The organism is Streptomyces sp. RKAG290 (assembly GCF_023701695.1).
Classification (GTDB): Bacteria; Actinomycetota; Actinomycetes; order Streptomycetales; family Streptomycetaceae; genus Streptomyces.
The window spans coordinates 1,676,925-1,700,758 of sequence record NZ_JAJOZC010000001.1; the positions used below are offsets into that span (position 1 = coordinate 1,676,925).

The 23,834-nt window shown below is 71.7% G+C and carries 16 protein-coding genes; 3 read left to right on the forward strand and 13 right to left on the reverse strand.

What is annotated here, in order from left to right; genetic code table 11:
• Positions 1 to 19 precede the first annotated feature (19 nt).
• From LNW71_RS07150 to LNW71_RS07160, 3 genes are all read right to left on the reverse strand, one after another.
• Positions 20 to 1,876, reverse strand: coding sequence for an acetolactate synthase large subunit (locus LNW71_RS07150; protein ID WP_250967458.1), 1,857 nt, complete (start codon positions 1,874 to 1,876; stop codon positions 20 to 22).
• A 218-nt stretch (positions 1,877 to 2,094) separates the two neighbouring features.
• Positions 2,095 to 4,932: a putative bifunctional diguanylate cyclase/phosphodiesterase gene (locus LNW71_RS07155; RefSeq protein WP_374119510.1), complete on the reverse strand. Its 2,838-nt coding sequence runs from the start codon at positions 4,930 to 4,932 to the stop codon at positions 2,095 to 2,097.
• 284 nt (positions 4,933 to 5,216) lie between these two features.
• On the reverse strand, positions 5,217 to 6,179 hold the full coding sequence (locus LNW71_RS07160; RefSeq protein WP_250967460.1) for a 2-hydroxyacid dehydrogenase: 963 nt from the start codon (positions 6,177 to 6,179) through the stop codon (positions 5,217 to 5,219).
• A gap of 97 nt (positions 6,180 to 6,276) precedes the next feature.
• Between LNW71_RS07160 and LNW71_RS07165 the strand changes: the two genes are divergently transcribed.
• From LNW71_RS07165 to LNW71_RS07175, 3 genes are all read left to right on the forward strand, one after another.
• Positions 6,277 to 7,269 carry an aldo/keto reductase gene (locus tag LNW71_RS07165; protein ID WP_250967461.1) on the forward strand — a complete coding sequence of 331 codons (993 nt, stop codon included), beginning with the start codon at positions 6,277 to 6,279 and terminating at the stop codon, positions 7,267 to 7,269.
• A gap of 302 nt (positions 7,270 to 7,571) precedes the next feature.
• Positions 7,572 to 8,756, forward strand: a complete 1,185-nt coding sequence (locus tag LNW71_RS07170; protein WP_250967462.1) for a PQQ-dependent sugar dehydrogenase — start codon at positions 7,572 to 7,574, stop codon at positions 8,754 to 8,756.
• 31 nt (positions 8,757 to 8,787) lie between these two features.
• The gene (locus LNW71_RS07175; RefSeq protein ID WP_250967463.1) at positions 8,788 to 9,075 is read left to right on the forward strand and encodes a DUF6191 domain-containing protein; all 288 of its coding nucleotides are present in this window, start codon (positions 8,788 to 8,790) and stop codon (positions 9,073 to 9,075) included.
• Here LNW71_RS07175 and LNW71_RS07180 read toward each other — a convergent pair.
• From LNW71_RS07180 to LNW71_RS07225, 10 genes are all read right to left on the reverse strand, one after another.
• On the reverse strand, positions 9,072 to 12,245 hold the full coding sequence (locus LNW71_RS07180) for an AAA family ATPase (protein WP_250971920.1): 3,174 nt from the start codon (positions 12,243 to 12,245) through the stop codon (positions 9,072 to 9,074). The genes LNW71_RS07175 and LNW71_RS07180 overlap by 4 nt on opposite strands.
• Positions 12,246 to 12,302: 57 nt before the next feature.
• The gene (locus LNW71_RS07185; protein ID WP_250967464.1) at positions 12,303 to 12,482 is read right to left on the reverse strand and encodes a hypothetical protein; all 180 of its coding nucleotides are present in this window, start codon (positions 12,480 to 12,482) and stop codon (positions 12,303 to 12,305) included.
• Positions 12,483 to 12,789: 307 nt separating this feature from the next.
• Complete coding sequence (locus tag LNW71_RS07190) at positions 12,790 to 13,440, reverse strand: hypothetical protein (RefSeq protein WP_250967465.1); 651 nt, start codon at positions 13,438 to 13,440, stop codon at positions 12,790 to 12,792.
• Positions 13,441 to 13,762: 322 nt separating this feature from the next.
• Positions 13,763 to 15,985, reverse strand: coding sequence for an MMPL family transporter (locus LNW71_RS07195; RefSeq protein ID WP_250967466.1), 2,223 nt, complete (start codon positions 15,983 to 15,985; stop codon positions 13,763 to 13,765).
• Positions 15,986 to 16,249: 264 nt separating this feature from the next.
• Positions 16,250 to 17,488, reverse strand: coding sequence for an SLC13 family permease (locus LNW71_RS07200; RefSeq protein ID WP_374119511.1), 1,239 nt, complete (start codon positions 17,486 to 17,488; stop codon positions 16,250 to 16,252).
• 103 nt (positions 17,489 to 17,591) lie between these two features.
• Entirely contained in the window at positions 17,592 to 19,100 is a 1,509-nt protein-coding gene (gene gatB / locus LNW71_RS07205) for an Asp-tRNA(Asn)/Glu-tRNA(Gln) amidotransferase subunit GatB (RefSeq protein WP_308294461.1), read from the reverse strand.
• 16 nt (positions 19,101 to 19,116) lie between these two features.
• Positions 19,117 to 19,359: a hypothetical protein gene (locus LNW71_RS07210; protein WP_250967467.1), complete on the reverse strand. Its 243-nt coding sequence runs from the start codon at positions 19,357 to 19,359 to the stop codon at positions 19,117 to 19,119.
• A complete protein-coding gene (gene gatA / locus LNW71_RS07215; protein ID WP_250967468.1) occupies positions 19,356 to 20,858 on the reverse strand; it encodes an Asp-tRNA(Asn)/Glu-tRNA(Gln) amidotransferase subunit GatA in 1,503 nt (500 codons plus the stop codon). Before gatA ends, LNW71_RS07210 begins: the two co-directional genes overlap by 4 nt.
• Before the next feature lie 6 nt (positions 20,859 to 20,864).
• The gene (gene gatC, locus LNW71_RS07220; protein WP_003966094.1) at positions 20,865 to 21,161 is read right to left on the reverse strand and encodes an Asp-tRNA(Asn)/Glu-tRNA(Gln) amidotransferase subunit GatC; all 297 of its coding nucleotides are present in this window, start codon (positions 21,159 to 21,161) and stop codon (positions 20,865 to 20,867) included.
• 266 nt (positions 21,162 to 21,427) lie between these two features.
• Positions 21,428 to 23,614 (reverse strand): bifunctional diguanylate cyclase/phosphodiesterase, encoded by a 2,187-nt coding sequence (locus LNW71_RS07225; protein ID WP_250967469.1) that lies wholly within the window; start codon positions 23,612 to 23,614, stop codon positions 21,428 to 21,430.
• Positions 23,615 to 23,834 lie beyond the last annotated feature (220 nt).

The following is a 23,834-nucleotide window of genomic DNA, read 5'->3' on the forward strand; positions in this document are numbered from 1 at the left end:
GTCGGTCTCTCTCTGTCTCTCAGTCGTCTTCGTTGTCGCCGAAGTCGGGGCGGACACCGCGGGCTGCCAGGACCTCGTCGTTGGAGGTGCCGGCGGCGACCATCGGCCACACCATGGCGTCCTCGTGGACGATGAAGTCGATGACGACCGGGCGGTCGTTGATCGCGTTGGCCTCGGCGATGGCCTTGTCCAGGTCGGCCGGGTCCTCGCAGCGGATCGCGTAGCAGCCCATGGCCTCGGACAGCTTGACGAAGTCGGGGACCCGGGTGCCCTTCGCCGGGATGCCGTCGGTGTCGGCGCCGGAGTGCAGCACGGTGTTGGAGTACCGCTGGTTGTAGAAGAGGGTCTGCCACTGGCGGACCATCCCGAGCGCGCCGTTGTTGATGATCGCGACCTTGATCGGGATGTTGTTGAGCGCGCAGGTGGTGAGCTCCTGATTGGTCATCTGGAAGCAGCCGTCACCGTCGATCGCCCAGACCGCACGGTCGGGCATGCCCGCCTTGGCGCCCATCGCGGCCGGCACCGCGTACCCCATCGTCCCGGCACCGCCGGAGTTCAGCCAGGTGGAGGGCTGCTCGTAGTTGATGAAGTGCGAGGCCCACATCTGGTGCTGCCCGACGCCCGCCGCGAAGATGGTGCCCTCGGGGGCGAGTTCGCCGATCCGCTGGATGACCTGCTGCGGCGAGAGGCTGCCGTCCTCCGGCAGGTCGTAGCCGACGGGGTAGGTCTCGCGCCAGCGGTTGAGGTCCTTCCACCATGCGCTGTAGTCGCCGGTGTGGCCCTCGGTGTGCTCCGCCTGGACCGCCTGGACGAGGTCGGCGATGACCTCGCGGGCGTCCCCGACGATCGGCACGTCGGCCGCACGGTTCTTGCCGATCTCGGCCGGGTCGATGTCCGCGTGCACGATCTTGGCGTACGGGGCGAAGCTGTCCAGCTTGCCGGTGACCCGGTCGTCGAACCGCGCCCCCAGGGCGACGATCAGGTCGGCCTTCTGCAGCGCGGTGACGGCGGTGACCGAACCGTGCATGCCGGGCATCCCCACGTGCAGCGGGTGGCTGTCGGGGAAGGAGCCCAGCGCCATCAGCGTCGTGGTGACGGGCGCCTGGGTGAGCTCGGCCAGCACCTTCAGCTCGGCGGTGGCTCCGGCCTTCATGACGCCGCCGCCCACGTACAGCACCGGGCGCTTGGCCTGGGCGATGAGCTTGGCGGCCTCACGGATCTGCTTGGCGTGCGGCTTGGTGACCGGACGGTAGCCGGGCAGGTCCATGGCCGGGGGCCAGCTGAAGGTGGTCTTCGACTGGAGGGCATCCTTGGCGATGTCGACGAGCACGGGGCCGGGACGGCCGGTGGAGGCGATGTGGAAGGCCTCCGCGATCGTGTGCGCGATGTCCTCGGCGCGGGTGACCAGGAAGTTGTGCTTGGTGATCGGCATGGTGATGCCGCAGATGTCGGCTTCCTGGAAGGCATCCGTACCGATGGCGGCCGAGGCGACCTGGCCGGTGATCGCGACCATCGGCACGGAGTCCATGGCCGCGTCGGCGATCGGGGTGACCAGGTTGGTGGCGCCGGGACCCGAGGTGACCATGCAGACGCCGACCTTGCCGGTGGCCTGCGCGTAACCGGTGGCCGCGTGACCCGCACCCTGCTCGTGGCGGACGAGGATGTGGCGGACCCGGGTGGAGTCCATCAGCGGGTCGTACGCCGGCAGGATGCAGCCGCCGGGGAGACCGAATACCGTGTCGGCCCCGACTTCCTCAAGAGAGCGGATGAGGGACTGCGCGCCCGTGAGGTGCTCAACGGTGGCGGACGACGATCCGCCGTTACGGGCCCGCGGCTGGGGATGGTGGGCCCCGGTGGCCTGCTCGGTCATCGGCATTCTCTTCTCGAAGCTGAGGGTTTTTGCGATGTGTTTTGCGACGGTTTGCGTGGTGTCGGTGCAACAAAAAACCCCTCGTGCCGTGAGGCAAGCGAGGGGAGCGCGCCGGTGCGGTCTGCAGAGTGTCAAGGAGGAACTCTGCTTCAGCCGACGCGCTTTCCAAGTACGAGAATTCGGGTGCGCATGGCATTGACCCTCTCTCCGACGCACTCGACGTGTCAAGTGGGTGGGACGGCCGTCTCACCATGTGAGCCGGTGAGGAGCGGGATCGAGCCGCCTGCCAGGACCGGCTGAGCGGCCGGGCTGCCGGGCACCGGGAACTCACCGCGGACCAGCGCACGGCGCAGCCGGTACTCGTCCAGCGGCCCGGAGAAGGCCATGCCCTGGCCGTGCGTGCAGCCCATGGCACGCAGGGCGAGGACCTGTTCCGGTACGTCGACGCCGTCGGCCACGGACTGCATGCCGAGGTCGCAGGCGATGCGCAGCAGCCCGCTGGTGATCTTGTGCAGCCGGGCGGACTCGACGACTCCCTCCACCAGACCGCGGTCCAGTTTCAGTACGTCGATGGGGAGCCGGCGCAGGGCGTTGATCGCGGCGTAACCGCTGCCGAAGCCGTCGAGCGCGATCCGCACGCCCAGCCGGCGCAGGGCGACCAGGCGCTGTTCGAGTTCGTCGAAGGGGACCCTCGGGTCGCTGTCGGCGACCTCGATCATCAGCGCCCCCGACGGCAGCCCGTAGCGGGTGAGCAGCGCCTCGACGGAACCGAACGGCATCCCCTTGTCGAGCAGCCTGCGGGCGGGGAGCCGGACGGCGACGGAGACCTGATGTCCGGCCCTGGCCCGGTCGGCGGCCTGCTCGACGGCCTCCTCCAGCAGCCAGCGGCCGAGCTCGGCGGTGCGGTCGCTGTCCTCGGCGACGCGGAGGAACTCGGCGGGGGTGAACAGGATCCCCTGGGCGGACCGCCAGCGGGCCTGCGCGGCGACGGCGGCGACCGTGCCGCTGGTCAGATGCACCACGGGCTGATGGAGCAGCGCGAACTCACCGTCGCGCAGTGCGGTGCGCAGCCGGGCCGCCAGCTCGGAGCGGCGCACCACCTCGGCCTGCATCTGCGGGGCGTAGAGCTCGACGCGGTCCTTGCCGCCCGCCTTGGCGCGGTACATGGCGAGATCCGCGTTGCGCATGAGGTCGTTGGGGGTGATGCCGGGCTCGGCGAAGGCGACACCGATGGAGGCGGTGACCCTGACCTCGCCGACTCCGATGCGGTAGGGCTGGGAGAGCGTGAGCCGCAGCCGTTCGGCGATCTCGTGGACCTGGTACTCGCGGGCGGTCTGCTCGCGGCTGCCGTCTCCGACGATGAGGGCGGCGAACTCGTCCCCGCCGAGGCGCGCGGCGGTGTCCCCCACCCGTACGGAGTCCTGGAGGCGGCGTGCGGCCTGGATGAGGAGCTCGTCGCCCGCCTGGTGGCCGAGCCGGTCGTTGGCCGCCTTGAAGCCGTCCAGGTCGATGAAGAGCACGGCGGTGCCGGCGTCACCGGACCTGCGGCCGCCCAGGGTCCGGCGGACCCGGTCGGTGAAGAGCGCGCGGTTGGGCAGGTCGGTGAGCGGGTCATGCTCGGCGTTGTGCTGCAACTGGGCCTGCAGTCGCACCCGTTCGGTGACGTCGCGGCTGTTGAGGATCAGTCCGCCCTGGTGGCGGTTGACCGTGGACTCGACGTTCAGCCAGTCGCCGGAGCCCGATCTGAAGCGGCACTCGATGCGGGTGGTGGGCTCCTCGCCGGGCGGGGCGGCGAGGAACCGTCGCACCTCGTGCACCACCCGGCCCAGATCATCGGGATGGATGATCGAGGCGAGCTCGGCACCGATGAGGTCGTCCGCCTCGCGCCCGTAGACGCCGGAGGCGGCGGGGCTGACGTAGCGGAGTATGCCGGTGGGGGCGGCGATCATGATGACATCGCTGGAGCCCTGCACCAGGGAGCGGAAGTGGTTCTCCTTCTGGGCCAGCTCCTGGGTGAGGGCGATGTTGTCGACGAGCATGATGCCCTGCCGGACGACCAGCGCGAGCACCACCGTGCACCCCGTGAAGACCACGACGCGGTCCACCCTGCGGCCCTCGATGACGTTGTAGAGGATGCCCAGGGTGCAGACGGCGGCGGCGAGGTACGGCGTCAGCGCGGCCAGCGAGCCGGCGATGGGGCGGCTGGTGGTGCGCGGCGCCGGCCGCTGTTGGACAGCGTTGTCCTCTTCCCGGCCGACACCCCACGGGGCATACGCCAGGAGCAGCGAACCGGCGAACCAGCCCGCGTCGAGCAATTGGCCGGAATGGTAGGTCTGGCGCAGCAGCGGCGAGGTGAAGAGGGCATCGCACAGGACCGTCAGGGCGAGCGCGGCGATGGCGGTGTTCACCGCGGCGCGGTTGACGCTGGAGCGCCGGAAGTGCAGTGCGAGGACCATGGAGACCAGCACGATGTCGAGCAGCGGGTAGGCCAGCGAGAGCGCCGCCCGGGCCACGCTGGCGCCCTCGACGTCCGCGAGGTGTGCGGTGTGGGCGAGGGCGAGGCTCCAGGAGAGCGTGAGGAGCGAACCGCCGATCAGCCAGGAGTCGAGCACCAGGCATACCCAGCCGGCCCGGGTGACGGGGCGCTTGGCGAGAACCAGCAGCCCGACGATGGCGGGCGGCGCGAAGCAGAGGTAGAAGAGATCGGCGAGGGACGGGCTGGGCACCGGGAGCCCGCGCACGAACTCGTACCAGCCCCAGACCGCGTTGCCCCCGGCGGCCATCAGGGAGGAGAGCGAGAACAGCAGCCAGGCGGGCCGGAACCTGTTGTCGGCGGCGCCCGCGAAGAGGAAGCAGGAGACGGCGGCGACCAGGGCGGCGACACTGAGGCCGAAGTCCCCCATGAACAGGGCCAGTCGCGGCGAACCCCAGCCCACGGCCGCACCCACCGCGTACCCGGCGCAGACGAGGCCGAGGAGGACCTGCGGGAGCAGCGCGGGCGCCCGCGCGACAGCCGGCTGCCGGGCCAGGAGCGCTCCGCGGCTGCTCGCCGGCGCGCTCACCGGGGTGTCCCCGAGGTGGCCCGCCGGATGCGGCGCCGGCGCACCGGACGCATCAGCGGCCGCCTTCGGCAGCCCCGCAGTGTCGGATCGTTCGCCCATCGGCCGTACATCGCCCGTCGCCCCCTCGCGTGTGGCTTCCTCCCCGGCGCCGTCCCTTCCACGGCGCAGCCTCCCTTTCGGGACGATACACCAGACTCGTCACGCAGGGACATAGTTCCTCTACTCTCCGTGACGAGCTGGGGAGTTGCAGGCACCGAGCACGGCGGAGCGTGCTCGCAGCGCGTTCAGCCGATGGTGCGCACGACGTTGTGCACCGGCTCTCCCGCGGCGAAACGGCTGAGCTGTCCCGACAGCAGACGCTTGGCGCGAGGCAGGAACGCCGAGGTGCTGCCGCCCACGTGCGGCGTGATCAGGACATTCGGAGCATGCCAGAGGGGATGGCCGGAAGGGAGCGGTTCCGGGTCGGTGACGTCGAGAGCGGCGAGCAGTCGGCCGGACTCGAGTTCGGACAACAGGGACTTGGTGTCGACGACGCCGCCGCGGGCGACGTTCACCAGCAGTGCCCCGTCGGGCATGGCCGCGAGGAAGTCCGCGTCCACCAGCCCTTGTGTGGACGGGTTCAGCGGGGTGGACAGAATCACGATGTCGGCTCGGGGCAGCAGCGTGGGCAGGTCGTCGAGCGTGTGTACGGGGCCGCGCGCGGTTGTCCGCGCAGAGCGTGCGACGCGCGCCACCCGCGCACACTCGAAGGGCGCGAGCCGGTCCTCGATGGCGGAACCGATCGATCCGTACCCCACGATCAGCACGGACTTGTCGGCGAGCGCCGGGTAGAACCCGGACCGCCACTCCTCCTTGTCCTGGCCGTGCACGAACCCGGGGAAACCGCGCAGGGAGGCGAGGATCAGCGCGAGGGTGAGTTCGGCCGTGGAGGCCTCGTGGACCCCCTTGGCGTTGCACAGCCGGACACCGGCGGGCAGCAGGCCGAGCCCCGGCTCGACATGGTCGATGCCCGCGGAGAGCGTCTGCACGACCTGCACCGAACTCATCCCGGCGAGCGGCCGGACCGCGACCTCGGGGCCCTTCATGTACGGAACGACGTAGAAGGCGCAGTGGGCGGGGTCGGCCGGGTAGTCCTGCCCGCCGTCCCAGAAACGGTAGTTGAGACCCTCGGGGAGTCCTTCGATCCCGTCGGCCGGAATCGGCAGCCAGACGTCGGGGGCGGGGGCGGTGTTCGTGGTGGAAGTCATGGTCAGGAGGCTATGCGAAGGCCCGCGGGGAGCAGAGGTTAGTTTTGTGGGTGCGGAGTGGTCCCGTGCCGGCGGGACCGAGGGAGGGTTCGGGGAGTTGGAGCGCAGGAGTCTCGGTGCGGCGGCGCTCGCCGTGGGCGCCGTCGGTCTCGGCTGCATGCCGATGAGCTGGGCGTACAGCGCCTCGCAGCAGCGCGGTGACCATGCCCTGCGCGCGGTGCACGCGGCGCTCGACGCCGGCGTCGAGCTGCTCGACACGGCCGACATGTACGGCCCGTTCACCAATGAACTGCTGGTGGGCCGGGCGCTGAAGGGACGCCGTGCGGATGCCTTCATCTCCACCAAGTGCGGGCTGCTGGTGGGCGATCAGCACGTCGTGGCCAACGGCCGGCCCGGCTATGTGCGGCGGGCCTGTGACGCCTCGCTGCGACGGCTGCAGACCGATGTGATCGATCTGTACCAACTGCACCGGCCCGACCCCGAGGTGCCCGTCGAGGAGACCTGGGGCGCGATGGCCGGGCTGGTGGCCGCGGGAAAGGTACGGGCTCTGGGGCTGTGCGCGATCGGGGCGCGGGCTTCGCGCCGGCCGGGTGCCCGGATGCATGACGGAACGATCCGGCAGCTGGAACGGGTACAGCAGGTGTTCCCGGTGAGCGCGGTGCAGGCGGAACTCTCGGTGTGGTCCCCGCAGGCGCTGGAATCGCTGCTTCCGTGGTGTTCGGCGCGGGGGGTGGGGTTCCTGGCGGCGATGCCGCTGGGCAACGGCTACCTGACGGGGACGCTCACACCGGGGCAGGGGTTCGAACCGGACGACCTGCGGGCCAGGCATCCGCGGTTCACCGCCGAGATGATGGCGGCGAACCAGCCGGTGGTGGTGGGGCTGCGGCGGGTCGCGGAGCGGCACGGTGCGACGCCCGCGCAGGTGGCGCTGGCCTGGGCGCTGCGGCAGGGGCCGCAGGTGGTCCCGGTGCCGGGAACCAAGCAGGAGCGCTGGGCGGTGGAGAACGCGGGGGCGGCCGGGCTGACGCTGACGGCGCTGGACCTCGCGGAGCTCGACCGGCTGCCGCCGGCGCGGGAGTCGTGGGACTGACCGCCGGGGCGCGCGGTGCCGGGGCGCCGGTCCGCTGCCGTCCGATCGCCGTGCCGTCGGACGCCGGACGCTGATTCCTGATCGCCGGTCGCTGATCGCTGATCGCTGATCGCTGATCGAGAAAGTCGGCCGTCATCGGGAACCTCGGGCGGGGCTGCGGTGTAAGAACAGGTAGACAGGCGGCCGTCGAAGGGATCGGTGCGGTGTTCGGATCTGTGCAGGAGCCGGTGGGGCGTCACACGACGCCTCCGCGGAGTCGCGGTACGTGGCGGCCTACGGGCGCGGGAGCGCGGCGCGGAGCGGTGGCGTTGCTGGCGATCGGCGCGCTGACGCTCGCCGCGGGGTGCTCCTCGCACGAGGGGGCTCAGAGCACGGCCGGCCAGGGGGCGGGTTCTCCTTCCGGGACCCCGTCGGGCAAGTCGAGTCCGGCGGGTTCGCCCTCGCCCTCCGCCTCGCGGCCCACGGTCGCTCCACCGCCCGCGAAGGGCTCGGCGAAGGTGGTGTCGACGCTCACGGAGGGGCTGGACTCACCGTGGGGCCTCGCGGCGCTGCCGGGCGGTGACCTGCTGGTGTCCTCGCGTGACAAGGGGACGATCACCAGGATCGACGCGAAGAGCGGGAAGAAGACGCTGCTGGGCACCGTGCCCGGGGTGGCTCCCGCCGGGGAGGGCGGGCTGCTGGGGATCGCGGTCTCCCCCACCTTCGGCACGGATCACCTGGTCTACGCGTACTTCACCACCGCTTCGGACAACCGCATCGCCCGCATGCTCTACGACGAGGACGGGAAGACCGCCGGTCAGCTGCTCGGCGCCCCCGACACGATCCTGCGGGGCATCCCGAAGGGCTCCATCCACAACGGCGGGCGGCTCGCCTTCGGCCCGGACCACATGCTGTACGCGGGGACGGGCGAGACCGGGGACGACGGCTTCGCGCAGGACAAGAAGTCGCTGGCCGGCAAGATCCTGCGGATGACGCCGGACGGGGAGCCGCTGCACGGCAACCCGCAGGCCGACTCCGTGGTGTATTCGTACGGTCACCGCAATGTGCAGGGGCTGGCCTGGGACAGCCGGAAGCAGCTGTGGGCTTCCGAATTCGGCCAGGACACCTGGGACGAGCTGAACCGGATCGTGCCGGGCGGAAACTACGGCTGGCCGGATGCCGAGGGCAAGGCCGGCGAGGCCGGGTTCCGTGATCCCGTGGCACAGTGGAAGACGTCCGAGGCGTCCCCGAGCGGCATCGCCTTCGCCAAGGGTTCGATCTGGATGGCCGGTCTGCGGGGTGAGCGGCTCTGGCGCATTCCCCTGTCCGGTACGGACGACAAGGAACCCCTGGCGGCTCCGCAGTCGTTCCTGAAGGGGAAGTACGGCCGTCTGCGCACCGTGCTCGCTGCGGGCGGCAACAAGCTCTGGCTCGTCACGAGCGAGACGGACACCCGCGGCACCCCGAAGCCCGGAGACGACAAGATCCTGCTGGTCGAGGTGCGGTAGCGGCCACAGCAGGCGGAAGGGTGCGCGGCCCGTGTTCAACTTCTTCGAGGAACTCTTCGCACCGGGCCGCAAGCACGCTGCCGAGGAGCAGCGGCGGCTGGAGCTGACCCGGGTGGATCTCGGCGTCGGTGACCCGGCTCGCGGCCCGATAGACCTCACCTCGGGCAAGGTGGTGGTCCGCCGGCCGGACGCCGGGGAGAGCGAGCCGGCCGAAAGCGGCCCGGCCGCCCCCGAGGACCCGGATTCCGGCGACCCGGCCGAAAGCAGCCCGGCGGAAGACCGCCCGGCCGAAGACGGCCCGGCCGGAAGCGGCCGCTAGGAGCTCGTCGGCGTGCGGTAGAGGCGCAGCCGGTGGGCGAGCGCGGCTGCCTCGCCCCGGCTGGCCACTCCGAGCTTGGCCAGGATGTTGGAGACGTGCACGCTCGCGGTCTTGGGCGAGATGTAGAGCTCCTCGGCGATCCTGCGGTTGGTGTGGCCTGCGGCGACGAGCCGGTGCACGTCCTGTTCGCGCCGGGTCAGCCCGAAGGACTCCACAGCGGCGGCAGCCGCGGCCCTGAGCTGCTCCTCGGCGTGGGCGCGGCCGGCCAGCTCATCGGTGGCGGCGTCGCCGTCCGGGACCGTGACGGCGACCGGGATCTCGTCGCCGGAACCGGAACCGGAAGCCGAACCGGCGCCCCGGGGCGCGTCGGCGGCGGTGAGCGTGATGCGGGCCCGGCCGGCCAGCAGCTCGATGGTCTCGATCAGCGGACGGGCCCCGAGGCGCCGGGCGGTGCTGTGTGCCTCGCGCAGCAGGGTGGTGGCCGTGGGCCCGTCGCCGGAGGCCACCAGCAGGGCCTCCGCCCAGCGGTGGTGGATCTGCGCCAGTTCGTAGGGGCGGTGCAGCGGGATGAAGGCCTGGGCGGCACGGGACCAGTGCTCAGGGGTGTCGAGGCCTTCGGCCCGGGCCAGTTCGGCGTCGACGAGCAGACCGTAGGCCGCCCATACCGGGACGAGCATCGGCAGTCGCTTGAGATGGCTCCGGACGAGGGCGAGGATCGCCGGCCGGCCCGGTTCGGTGGCGGGCAGACCGCGGGCGTCGGCCTCGGCCGACGCGACGATGTGCAGAAGGGGCAGCGCGTAGCGCTGCGTACCCGTCGGGAAACCCTGCTCCGCCTGGGCCTCGAAGGCGGCCCGGGCCTCCAGGAGCCGGCCCTGCTGCACGGCGAGGGTGATGGCGTGGCGGACGGGATTGATGAGGTGCTGGGGCTGCGGGTCGTTGGACCCGAAATGCCGATTCACCAGCGCCAGTTGTCGTCCGGCCTCGTCGAAGTCGCCCCGGGCCAGCGAAATTTCGGTGAGGCGGGCGGCAACCAGCCCCTGTGCCTTACGGGACTGGGCCTTGCGGCCGGCGGCCTCGGTGGTCGCCAGGGCCTCGTTCCAGCGGCCGAGGGAGAACAGGGACATCGCCTGGTTGGTGCGGACCCAGGCCTCCGTGTCGGCGACGCCGTGGCTGTGGCAGACCTCGATCCCGTGGTCGGCGGCGGCCACCGCCTCCAGGGAACGGCCCATGTTCTCCAGGGCGGAGGGGAGATTGATGCTGGCGCGGCCCATGATGCCGACGAGGCACAGCTCGTCGGCCCGGTCCCGGACGGCGTACATCTCCGTGATGCCCGCGTCGGCGCCTCCGGCGTCGGCGGTGAGCCAGCCGCGGGTGAGCCGGGCATGCAGTTCGATGTACTCGTCGCCGACCAACTGGGCGTACTCGACGGCGCGGTCGGCCGCGGCGAGCGTTTCGGCGCCGGGCCGGTGCACGGCGCCCCAGCCGGCCACGTTGGTCAGGACGTCCGCGTGGACGACCGACGGGGGCAGACCGCGGACCAGGTCCTCGGCAGTGGCCAGTTCGTCCCAGCCGTCACCGCGGGTGAGGTCCTGGATCAGCCGGGAGCGCTGGATCCAGAACCAGGCGGCGCGCAGGGGGTCGTCTTCGCCGTCCAGGAGGCGAAGGGCCTTCTTGCAGATGGCGAGGGCCCGTTCGCGTTCGCCGCCGAAGCGGGCGGCGACGGTGGCTTCGGCCATCAGGTCGAGATAGCTCAGCGGGGCGGCGTTGTCGCGGCCGCAGGCCGGGTAGACCTCGGCGTAGTCGATGGGGCGCAGCGTGCTGCGTACCGCTTCGGGGGCATCGTCCCACAGCTCCATCGCCCGTTCCAGCAGCCGTAGCTGCTCGGCGAAGGCGTTGCGGTGGCGCGCTTCGACGGCGGCCTTCAGCACGGCGGGCAGGGCCTTGGCGGCATCGTGTGCGCCGTACCAGTAGCTGGCCAGGCGCGTGGCCCGTTCCCCGTCGCGGACGAGGGTGGGGTCGGCCTCCAGGGCCTGGGCGTAGCGTCGGTTGAGCCGGGAGCGTTCGCCCGGCAGCAGGTCGTCGCTGACGGCCTCGCGGACCAGGGAGTGCCGGAAGCGGTAGCCGTTGCCCTCCGGAGTGCTGAGCAGCAGGTTGGCGCCGACGGCTCCCCGCAGCGCCTCGATGAGGTCGTCCTCGGTGAGGCCGGCGACGGCGGCCAGCAGCTCGTACTCGACGGCCGAACCGCCCTCGGCGACTATCCGGGCGACCCGCTGGGCGTCGTCGGAGAGCGTTTCGAGTCTGACGAGGAGGAGGTCGCGCAGCGAGTCGGGGAGTCCGGCCCTGTCGCCGCACTCGAGACTGCAGGCGAGTTCCTCGACGAAGAAGGCGTTGCCGTCGGAGCGCTCGAATATCTCGTCCACCAGAGCGGGTTCGGGGGTGTCCGCGAGGATGCCGGTGAGCTGGCGGCGGACCTCGGCCCGGTTGAAGCGGGCCAGTTCGATACGGCGGACGGTACGGACCCGGTCCAGCTCGGCGAGCAGGGGGCGCAGCGGGTGGCGGCGGTGGATGTCATCGGCCCGGTAGGTGCCGATCACGACGAGGCGGCCGCTGCGCAGCGTACGGAACAGGTAGGCGAGGAGGTGCCGGGTGGATGAATCCGCCCAGTGCAGGTCCTCCAGGACGAGCACCACGGCACGGTCCGCCGAGATGCGTTCCAGCAGTCTGGCGGTGAGTTCGAAGAGGCGGGCGGTGCCGTGCTCGTCGGCCGCGTCCCGGCCCACCTCGCCGAGTTCGGGAAGCAGCCGGGCCAGTTCGCCCTCCTGCCCCGCGCAGGCGGCGGCCATCTCCTCGGGGAGGATGCGGTGCAGCGCGCGCAGGGCGGTGGAGAAGGGGGCGTACGGGAGGCCGTCGGCGCCTATCTCGACGCAGCCGCCGACGGCGACGACGGCCTCGCGGCGGACCGCCACCGCGAGGAACTCCTCGACCAGACGGGTCTTGCCGACGCCCGCCTCGCCACCGATGAGCAGCGCCTGCGGCTCTCCGCCGGAGCCGCCGGCCGGGCCGGCGGCCTTGACGGTGGCGCGGGCGAGCGCATCGGTGAGCGAGGTGAGTTCACCTGCGCGGCCGACGAACACGGGACTCACTGACCTGGTCTCCACGTCGCCGAGCATCGCACACGGGTCCGACAGTGCGGCTCCGGGAATCTGAACCGACATCGCCTTCCACCCTCAGGCGGCGTGCGCGAAGCGCTCCCGGTCCCTGTCCGCGCTCACCGTCCTCTCAGCTTCCTTGCGTGCCGAGCCGCGGTTGGCCCGGCGGTTGCGGCGGACCTCACGGATGAGCCGCTCGTTGTCGGCGCGGCGGATCAGTTCGGCCTGCATGATCTTGTGGAGTTCCAGCTCGTACATGCGATTCCCCTGGTGACGAGGGCCCGTTGGGCCTCGGTGGCGGCAGTTCTTCTGCCGTGCCACCACTCTCGTCCCCCAGGGGTGCCGCCGCATCGGGCGAGTTCCGCATCTGTGGCGGGCCGGGGCCTTAGGTATCCGCTCAGGCCACCGCAGTAAGGCCGCGAACACCCCTGCGGATGCCTTAGGTCCTGCCTGAACGCACCCTAGGGAAGGGGAAGTCCCGGCCCGCCAGGGATTGCGGGACAGCAGAAAGGCGGCCCGGGAGCCGGGCCGCCTCCGCAGTGTCCCCGTTCCCGTGGGGCGGGTCTCAGCTGCCCGCTGCCGGCGCCGCCGGCGCCGTGGGCAGCGCGACGATGAGGTCGAAGTACATGCAGACCGCGATCAGCACGCCGAGCACACCGAGCACGATTCCCGCGGTCGCCACCGCGCGGACCCAGCCGGCCTGCGGGTGCGCGGACGGCCTGCCGAACGCGGGCCGGACCAGGACGAAGACGCCGACCAGCAGTGCGACCAGTCCGAAGAGGCCGTTCACCAGCGCGGTGGCGTGCCACGCGTCACCGTAGATCTCGGATATCTGCTGCGCCGCCGAGCCACCGGACGCCGTCTTCATCTGGCCGAGCAGGGTCTCGCGCTCGGCGGCCACCCGGCTGGTCCAGCCTCCGCTGAGGGTGACGACGCCGAGACCGGCGGATACGACGGCCGCGGCGGCGACGCCGAGGCCGGAGGACTCCTTGCCGGGCTCCTCGAACTCCGCGTCGAGGTCCTGACCGCCGTCCAGGTCCAGGTCGGCGTCCGCCGCACGGTCCGCAGCCGCTCCGGACTCCGTGGCCGCCTCGTCGCGGTGCTCCGCCGAGTCCTTCGTCCCGGCGGTGTCGGTGACGGCCTTCTTCGCCGTCGTCTTCTCGCCGTCGCCCTCGGCGACGGGAGCTGTGGGAGTAGTGGGAGTGGTGGGGTTCATTTCCCGCACGCTAGGTGCCGCGGATGAGAACCTTCTTAACGTACGGCCACGCCCTGCTCCCCGGCCCCGCCTCAGCCACGCGGGGCCCGGCGTTCCGGGGCCGGACAGGACCGGATTTCCGAGTCGTGTCTCACACCGCGAGGCGGGAGAACCCGCCGGTCCGACCGGCTTGCGCGCCGGCCGGGTCACCGGGCCGGGCCCCTGGCCCACCGGCGCCGACCCGCCGACCGGCAGCCGCCTCACGGTCCCGGGCCCCGCGTCGAAGGTCCGGGCGAGACCCCGCCGCCCCGCGCACACCTCACCTACCGCGGTTCCCAGCCGCTCAGTGGACGCGCTGCGCGGCCACGACTGCCTCGTCGTCCTCGCTCGCGCCCGCCCTCGGGATCTTCGCGCGCACCCGGCAGTCGGGCGGCTCGATGCTGAGGCGCGGCAGCCGGCGGTCCAGCCAGCCCGGCAGCCACCAGTTGGCGCCGCCCAGCAGATGCATCAGGGCGGGGACCAGCAGGGTGCGCAGGACGAACGCGTCCAGTGCCACGGCAGCGGCGAGCGCGATGCCGAACATCGCGATGACCCGGTCGCCGCTGAGCACGAACGCGAGGAAGACCGAAATCATGATCACGGCGGCCGAGTTGATCACCCGGCCGGTCTCGGTGAGGCCGACCCGGACCGCCCGCCGGTTGTCGCCCGTCTCCAGCCACTCCTCGTACATCCGGCCGACCAGGAACACCTGGTAGTCCATGGAGAGGCCGAAGAGCACGGACACCATGATCACGGGCAGGAAGGGTTCGATGGGGCCCGCGCTGCCCAGGCCCAGCAGTTCGCTTCCCCATCCCCACTGGAAGATCGCGACGACGACGCCGAACGAGGAGGCGACCGCCGCCACGTTCATCGCCGCCGCCTTCAGCGGGATGCCGACCGACCGGAAGGCCATCAGCAGGAGCAGGCAGCCGAGCCCTATGACGACGCCGATGAAGAGCGGGAGTTTGCCGATGATGATCCGGGCGAAGTCGTCGTAGCTGGCGGTCACACCGCCCACATGGGCCTGGAGCGAGGTGTTGTCGGCCGCCTGCGGCAGTACGTCCGTGCGCAGCCGGTCGACGAGCGCGCTGGTCTGCCGGGACTGCGGCGCCGAGTCCGGGACGACGGTGACGAACGCGGTGTCGCCGCTGGAGTTGTAGGTGACCGGATAGGCCCACGCGACGCCGTCGGTGGCGCGCAGCGTCGCGGGCAGCGCGTCCATCGCGAGCCGGTCGTCGGCGCCGTCGAGCTGGGCGGCGACGGTCAGCGGTCCGTTGACGCCGGGACCGAAGCCGTCGGCCAGCAGGTCGTACGCCTGCCGGGTGGTGGAGGACTTCGCGTTGTTCCCCTGGTCGGAGCTGCCCAGGTGGAGCGCGAAGGTGGGGAGCGCGAGGACCAGCATCACCACCGCCGCGATCCCGCCGAGCAGCTTGGGGTGCCGCTCGACGAAGGCGGACCAGCGTGCGGCGAAACCGGTGGGCGGGTCCGACTGCGGGCCGTGCGCCGCGAGCCGGGCGCGCTCGCGCCTGCTGAGCGCGCGCAGGCCGATCAGGGAGAGCAGGGCCGGCAGCAGGGTCACGGAGGCTGCCACGGTCAGGACCACGGTGAGCGAGGCGGCGACGGCCACGCCGTTGAGGAAGTTGAGCCGCAGGATCAGCATGCCGAGCAGCGCGATGCAGACGGTGGCGCCGGCGAACACGACGGCCCGCCCGGTCGTGGCGACCGCGTGCTGCGCCGCCTCCGTGACGGTCAGGCCGCGCCGCAGCCCCTTGCGGTGCCGGGTCACGATGAAGAGCGCGTAGTCGATGCCGACGCCGAGCCCCACCAGCATGCCCAGCATGGGTGCGAAGTCGGCGACCGTCATCAGGTGTCCGAGCAGCACGATCCCCGCGTACGCCGTGCCGACCGAGACGAGCGCGGTGGCGATGGGCAGCATGCTGGCGGCGAGCGAGCCGAAGGCGAGGAAGAGCACGAGGGCGGCGACGACGACGCCGATGGCCTCGCTGAGGTGGGCTCCGGGCGCCTCGGTGAGGGCGACGGCGGAGCCGCCCAGCTCGACCTGGAGGTGCTCGCCCGAGGCGGCCTTCGCGGTGTCGACGACGGCCTGGGCCTGCCGTACCGGTACGTCGTCGGCCTGCCGGTCGAAGGTGACCGTGGCGTAGGCGGTGTGCGCGTCCGCGCTGATCTGCCCGGCGCCGGCCGCCGTGTAGGGCCCGCTGACGTCTCCGACACCCGGCAGCCGCTCGACCGCGCGCAGGGTCCTGTCCATCCGCTGCTCGACGTCGGCTGCCCGCACCGTGGAGTCGTCGGTGTGCCAGACGATGGTGTCGGTGTCACCGCCGAGATTCGTGAAGCCGCTCTTCAGCAGGGCGGCGGCACGGCCGGATTCGGTGCCGGGGGCCTCGTAGTCGTTGGTGTAGGAGGTGCCCGCGAACCCTGCGGCGGCGGCCGTGCCACCCAGGGCGAGCAGCCAGATGAGGACGGCGAGGAGGCGGTGCGCGATGCACCAGCGGGCGATGGCAGCCAAGGGACGTTCTCCCTGCGGGTTCGTGGTCTCTCCGTGGGCTCGACAGAACCGTCCACAAGAGAACGCATGACCTTGAGAATCGTCACTCTGACAGCCAACTGTGATCCTTTGCCCGTTTCGTGGCCTTCCTCACAGCACCTGGATCCGCATATGGGCGACATCGGCACGGCGGGGAGGCGGGTGGCGGACCAGCGGGCGGCGGCGGTCTGCTTCACTCCCGGCTGTGCCGCCCCGGAGGTTTCGAGGGCGAGCGGGCCGCACCCCTCACACCCCGATCACCCGCAGCGCCCCCCACAGCGCGACCGTCGACACCGCCAGGGTCGCCGGTACGGTCAGCAGCCCGAGCCTGGTGAACCGGCCGAGCTCGGGCGACTCGCCGTGCGTGTGCAGGATCCGGCGCCACAGCAGGGTGGCGAGCGAACCGACGTACGTGAGGTTCGGCCCGAGGTTCACCCCGATCAGCGCGGCCAGCAGCGGCCCCGGACCCGCCGCCGCGACGACCGGGAGCAGCGCGAGGATCGCGGGCAGGTTGTTGATCAGGTTGGCGAGCACGGCCGCCACCGCGGCGACCGCCAGCAGCGCGGCCAGCGAGGAGCCGTCCGGCAGGAGGCGGCCGATGCCGGCGCCCAGACCGTGGTCGACGACGGCCTTGACGACGACGCCGAGGGCCAGCACGAACAGGCAGAACGGCAGGTTGGCGGAGTGCACCACGCCCTTCACGGTGGTGTCCCGCTTCACCAGCGCCCGGACGGCCAGCACGACGGCGCCCGCCAGCGCCGCCCACAGCGGCTCCGCGCCCGCGAACGAGGTCACGACGAAACCGAGCAGGGTCAGCACGAGGACGACCAGCGTGAAGACGGGGAACCCCGGCCGGTCCTCCCCCGGCTTCGGCGGGTGCGCCCCCGCCGCCAGGTCGGCCGCGAAGAACCGGCGGAAGACGACGTACTCGACGGCGATCGCCGCCAGCCACGGCAGCGTCATCAGGGCGGCGAAGCGGGTGAAGGAGAGACCGCTGGCCGTGAACGCCAGCAGGTTGGTCAGGTTCGATACGGGGAGCAGGAGCGAGGCCGAGTTGGCGAGGTGCGCGCAGGCGTAGACGTACGGGCGGGGGCGGGCCCCGACGCGTGCCGCGGTCGCGAGGACGACGGGCGTCAGCAGGACCACGGTGGCGTCCAGGCTGAGCACCGCCGTGATCACGGAGGCGACGACGAAGACCCCGCCGAGCAGCGGGCCGGTCCGCCCGCCGCAGGCACGGGCGACCAGGTCCCCGGTGGCGGTGAAGAGCCCCTCGTCCGCGCAGAGCTGCGCCAGCACCAGGATCGCGGCCAGGAAACCGACCACCGGCAGCAGGTCGCCCACCTGCGACCTGGCCTCGGGCCAGGACACCGCACCCACCGCGACCAGCAGCACCGCCGCGGGCACGGCCACGGTCGCCTCCGGCAGCCCCCGGGGGCGTACGACGGCGAACGCCAGCACCCCCAGCAGGAGAGCGACGGAGACGATTTCGGCGGTGACGGTGTTCAGCGGGCTCTCCGGAGCGGTGAAAGGGGCGGTGCACCCGGTGGATCCGGGTGCACCGCCCCTTCGAGGACGTACGGGACGGGGCTCAGCCCTCGACGCCGAGCTTCTCCAGGATCAGCTCGCGCACCCGGGCGGCGTCCGCCTGACCGCGGGTCGCCTTCATGACGGCACCGACGAGCGCGCCCGCGGCGGCGACCTTGCCGCCGCGGATCTTGTCCGCGATGGCGGCGTTGCCCGCGATGGCCTCGTCGACGGCCGTGGACAGCGCGCCCTCGTCGGAGACGACCTTCAGGCCGCGCTTCTCGACGACGGTGTCCGGGTCGCCCTCGCCCGCGAGCACGCCTTCCAGGACCTGGCGGGCCAGCTTGTCGTTGAGGTCCCCCGAGGCGACGAGCTCGGCCACCCTGGCGACCTGCACCGGAGTGACGGGGAGCTCGTCCAGACCGCGGCCGGTCTCGTTGGCGTTACGGGCCAGCTCGCCCATCCACCACTTGCGGGCCTGGTCCGAGGGTGCGCCCGCATCCGTCGTGGCCACGATCAGGTCGACCGCACCCGCGTTGAGGATGGACTGCATGTCGTGCTCGGACACGCCCCACTGTTCCTTGAGCCGGGCGCGGCGCAGCCGCGGCAGCTCGGGAAGGCCGCCGCGCAGCTCCTCGACCCAGGCACGGGCCGGGGCGACCGGTACGAGGTCGGGCTCCGGGAAGTAGCGGTAGTCCTCGGCGTTGTCCTTGATGCGGCCGGCCGTGGTGGAGCCGTCCTCCTCGTGGAAGTGCCGGGTCTCCTGCACGATCGTGCCGCCGGAGTTCAGCACCGCGGCGTGGCGCTGGATCTCGAAGCGGGCGGCCCGCTCGACGGAACGCAGGGAGTTCACGTTCTTCGTCTCGGAACGGGTGCCGAACGCCTCGCGGCCGTGCGGCCGCAGCGACAGGTTCACGTCGCAGCGCATCTGCCCCATTTCCATCCGGGCTTCCGAGACACCGAGCGCCTTGATGAGCTCGCGCAGCTCGGCGACGTACGCCTTGGCGACCTCGGGGGCCCGGGCGCCCGCTCCCTCGATCGGCTTGGTGACGATCTCGATGAGCGGGATGCCCGCACGGTTGTAGTCGAGCAGGGAGTGGGACGCGCCGTGGATGCGGCCGGTGGCACCGCCGACGTGCGTCGACTTGCCGGTGTCCTCCTCCATGTGGGCGCGCTCGATCTGCACCCGGAAGATCTCGCCGTCCTCCAGCTGGACGTCCAGATAGCCGTTGAAGGCGATCGGCTCGTCGTACTGGGAGGTCTGGAAGTTCTTCGGCATGTCCGGATAGAAGTAGTTCTTCCGGGCGAAGCGGCACCACTCGGCGATCTCGCAGTTCAGCGCGAGACCGATCTTGATGGCGGACTCGACGCCGATCTCGTTGACCACCGGCAGCGCGCCCGGCAGTCCGAGGCAGACCGGGCAGGTCTGGGAGTTCGCGTCCTGCTTCAGCTCGGTGGAGCAGCCGCAGAACATCTTGGTCTTGGTGCCGAGCTCGACATGGACTTCGAGGCCCATGACGGGGTCGTACGTCGCGAGGGCGCCCTCGTACGACTCCAGGTCAATGACAGTCACGGTGAAACTTTCCCTCTCAGCCCAGCAGGACGTCGTCGTCGCCGAGACGCTTCAGTTCGCGATAGAGGATCGCGAGGCCGGTGACGATGGCGGCGGCGGAGACAGCCGCGTCGACGAGCCGCAGCATGTCGTTGTCGTTGCGCGCGAGCTTCGCCTGCTTGACGACGCTGAGCGCACCGAACGCGGTGCTGCCGAGCGCGACGTACACGCCGGTCTTGGACTTCTTGAAGTTCTTGGCCTTCTTTGCCATGGCACTCATAGCGACGGAGCCTCCTCGAGCAGCGGGTGTCCCCACTTTTCCACGAAAGCGGCCTCGACGGCGGCTCCGACCTTGTACAGCCGGTCGTCCTTCATGGCGGGGGCGATGATCTGCAGCCCGACCGGCAGGCCGTCCTCGGGCGCCAGGCCGCAGGGCAGCGACATCGCGGCGTTGCCGGCCAGGTTGGTCGGAATGGTGCACAGGTCCGCGAGATACATCGCCATCGGGTCGTCGGCACGCTCGCCGATCGGGAAGGCGGTGGTGGGCGTCGTCGGGGAGACGATGACGTCCACCTGCTCGAAGGCCTTCTCGAAGTCCCGCGTGATGAGGGTGCGGACCTTCTGCGCCGAACCGTAGTACGCGTCGTAGTAGCCGGAGCTCAGCGCGTACGTGCCGAGAATGATGCGGCGCTTGACCTCGTCGCCGAAGCCGGCCTCACGGGTGAGCGCGGTGACTTCCTCGGCGGACTTCGTGCCGTCGTCGCCGACCCGCAGGCCGTAGCGCATGGCGTCGAAGCGGGCGAGGTTCGAGGAGCACTCGGACGGCGCAATGAGGTAGTACGCGGAGAGGCCGAGGTCGAAGGACGGGCAGTCCAGCTCGACGATCGTGGCGCCGAGGGACTTCAGCAGCTCGACCGACTCGTTGAAGCGCTGGACGACACCGGCCTGGTAGCCCTCGCCCGAGAACTGCTTGACGACTCCGACGCGCATGCCCTGTACGGAGCCGTTGCGCGCGGCCTCGACGACCGGCGGGACCGGGGCGTCGATGGAGGTCGAGTCGAGCGGGTCGTGCCCGGCGATGGCCTCGTGCAGCAGGGCCGCGTCCAGGACCGTACGGGCGCAGGGGCCGCCCTGGTCGAGGGAGGAGGAGAAGGCGACCATGCCGTACCGGGAGACGCCGCCGTAGGTGGGCTTGACGCCGACGGTGCCGGTGACGGCCGCGGGCTGGCGGATCGAGCCGCCGGTGTCCGTGCCGATGGCGAGCGGAGCCTCGAACGAGGCGAGCGCGGCCGAGGAGCCGCCGCCGGAGCCGCCCGGGATGCGGGTGAGGTCCCACGGGTTGCCGGTCGGGCCGTAGGCGCTGTTCTCGGTGGAGGACCCCATGGCGAACTCGTCCATGTTGGTCTTGCCGAGGATGACGACGTCGGCGGCCTTCAGCCGCTTGGTGACGGTCGCGTCGTACGGCGGGATCCAGCCGTCGAGGATCTTCGAACCGACGGTGGTCGGCATGTCCTGCGTGGTGAAGATGTCCTTGAGCGCGAGCGGGACGCCGGCCAGCGGGCCGAGCTTCTCGCCCGCGGCCTTCTTGGCGTCGACGGCGCGGGCCTGCGCGAGCGCGCCCTCGCGGTCGATGTGCAGGAAGGCGTGGACCTTCTCGTCGATGGCGTCGATCCGGGCCAGGTGGGCCTCGGTGACCTCGACGGCCGTGAGCTCACCGGATGCGATCTTCGCGGCGATCTCGGCGGCGGTGAACTTGATGATGGTGCTGATGTCCGTCATGGCTTTTTAGTCCTCCCCCAGGATCTGCGGCACCTTGAAACGCTGCTGCTCCTGGGCCGGGGCGCCGGAGAGCGCCTGCGCGGGGGTGAGCGAGGGACGGACCTCGTCCGCCCGCATGACGTTGGTCAGCGGCAGCGGATGGGAGGTCGGCGGTACGTCTTGGTCGGCGACCTCGGAGACGCGGGCGACCGCGCCGATGATGTCGTCGAGCTGGCCGGCGAAGTGATCGAGCTCTTCGCCCTTCAGCTCCAGACGCGCCAGCCGGGCGAGGTGGGCGACCTCCTCGCGCGTGATGCCAGGCATGCAGCGATCCTCAGGGGTTGGTGTGTCTTCTGGCTGGGGCCGACGGCCGGTGGAAACGTGCCGCCGGCCCCCAATCCTATGGTGTCGCCCGCACCGGCCACGGCCACCCGTGGAACACCGCACCCGGCCCGCCCCTGCGACAACCCGCCGGCCGGTGACCGGCCCCGTCGAGGGGCCTCTCCCCAGGCCCGTCCGACCATGGGGAGATTGCGGACAAAGCACCCACCGGGCGCCCCCGGTGACCTCACCGCAGCCGCCACCGCGTCCTACGTCGTCGCCGGCCGCGAGTCCGCCGTCCGCCCGGACGGCCGCTGCTCCAGCTCGGGCGTCGCCGCGGCCACGCTCGCCGCAGCCACGCTCGCCGCCGCCGCCGCGGCTGCCGCGGCGGCCGCCGCCAGCTCCGCCGGCCGCCGCCATCCGTGCTCGCCCCGCGCCCGCAGCCACGCGGTCGCCTCCTGCGGCGGCATCGCGGCCGCCACCAGCCACCCCTGGACGGCGTCGCAGCGCAGATCCCGCAGCCGCTCCCAGGTCTCGTCGTCCTCGACGCCCTCGGCGACGACCAGCAGACCGAGCGAGTGGGCGAGGTCGATCGTGCAGCGGACGATCTCCGCGTCCTCGTGGTCGATGGCCAGCCGGGCCACGAACGACCGGTCGATCTTGAGCTCGCTGACCGGGAGCCGGCGCAGATGGACGAGCGAGGAGTACCCCGTGCCGAAGTCGTCCAGCGACATCTTCACGCCGTGCCCGGTCAGCCCGGCCAGGGTGTCCGCGGCCCGCTGCGGGTCCTCCAGCAGCACGTGTTCCGTTATCTCCAGCTGCAGGGCACCGGCCGGAACGCCGTGCCGGGCCAGCCGGGCCGCGACGCCGCCGGCGAATCCCGGGGTGTGCACATCGCGCGGGGAGACGTTGACCGCGACGGGCACGAACAGCCCCTGCGCCCGCCACCGGGCGACCTGCGCCAGCGCCGTCTCCAGTACGTACTCGGTGAGGTGCGGCATCAGCCCGGACGACTCGGCGATGGCGATGAACTCGTCCGGAGGAACCCGCCCGCGCTCCGGGTGCACCCAGCGCACCAGCGCCTCCAGCCCGGCCACCTGGCCGTCGAAGCGGACCTTGGGCTGGTAGTGGAGCTCCACCTCGCCGGCGTCCAGAGCCCGCCGCAGATCACCGAGGAGGCCGAGCCTGTCCGGGGTGTTGCTGTCACGCTTCGACTCGTACACCTCGACACCCGTACGGTCGCGCTTGGCCTGGTACATCGCCACGTCCGCGCGCCGCAGCAGCCCCTCCGCGTCCAGCGCGTGGTCGGGGTAGACGGCGACGCCCGCGCTGGCCTCCAGCACCAGCGTGAGCCCGTCGAGATCCAGCGGCGAGGAGAGTTCCGCGACCAGGTGCCGGGCGACCCGCTGGGCGCTGGTGGTGGAGTCCGCGGTCGGCAGCAGGACGGCGAACTCGTCGCCGCCGAGCCTGGCCACCTCCGCCCCGCGCGGCAGGGCGAGACGGAGCCGTTCCGCTATCTGCAGCAGCAGCCGGTCCCCCGCCAGGTGGCCGAGGGTGTCGTTGACCGCCCGGAAGCGGTCGAGGTCGATGAGGACCAGGCCGGCCCGGGTGCCGAGGCTCTCGGCCTCCTCCAGGGCCGTCCAGGTGCGTTCCAGCAGCCACTGCCGGTTCGGCAGCCCGGTCAGCGGGTCCCGCAGCTGCTCCTCCGCCCTGGCACGGGCGATCCAGAGCGTGGAGTCCAGCGCGATCAGCGGCACCGCGAAGAGCGGCAGCAGTACCGGCAAGGCCATCGCGACCACGCAGATCAGCGGCGCGATACCGAGCAGGGCGACCGCGACGAGGCCCTGCCGCAGCAGAGCGGTACGGGCCACGGTCGGCAGCCCGCCGCCCTGGGGGGACCGGGCGTACCACAGCAGGACCCGGGTGACGAGCAGGTAGGTGGAGGCCGCGAGGAGTACTTCCGGGACGGCGTCGATGCCCCAGTCGAGTGGCTGCCAGGGCGACTCGACGGTCTGCACCTCGCCGAAGGCGGCCAGCACCAGCGCCGCCGCGCCCACCCCCAGGATGTCCACCGCGCCGTGCAGCAGCCCCTGCCACCAGCGGTGTCTGCGGGCCACCCCGACGAGCACGACCACGACCAGGCTGACCAGGCCGGCCGGCACCCAGCCGTAGAGCAGCAGCACGGCCAGCGTGAGAGCGGCCCCGGAGCCGGTCCCGCCCCACCAGCGGTCGCGGCCGAGCGCCACCAGGTGGCCGACGACGATGCCGGTGAGCACGGCGAGCGACCAGCCGGCCGGCCCGTCCGGGAAGAGTGCGTGCCCGCCGCTCACCGTCCGGTAGAACCCGGTCGCGAGCTGGACGGTGGCGAGGGCCACGACGACGGCACCCACTTTGGGCGTGAGTGCGACGAAACCTTGCAGCCGCGACACCGGCGCGGCGTTCTCGGTCGGTTTCATTCCGTCCCTCTCACAGCCGGCGGTGCCGATGTCACCTGATGGTTCCGTTCCGTGCCACCACGCCCCCGGAACCCACCCGGTGGCGGGGCACCGCAGGCGCATCTCTCAACAGTAGGCCGCCAAAGGCCCCAGGGGCAGCGGTCTACAGCTCTTGCCCGAATGCGAACCGACCGTCCGTCAGCCTCTGCTATGCGCCGACCGGGTGAATCCGGCCACGCAC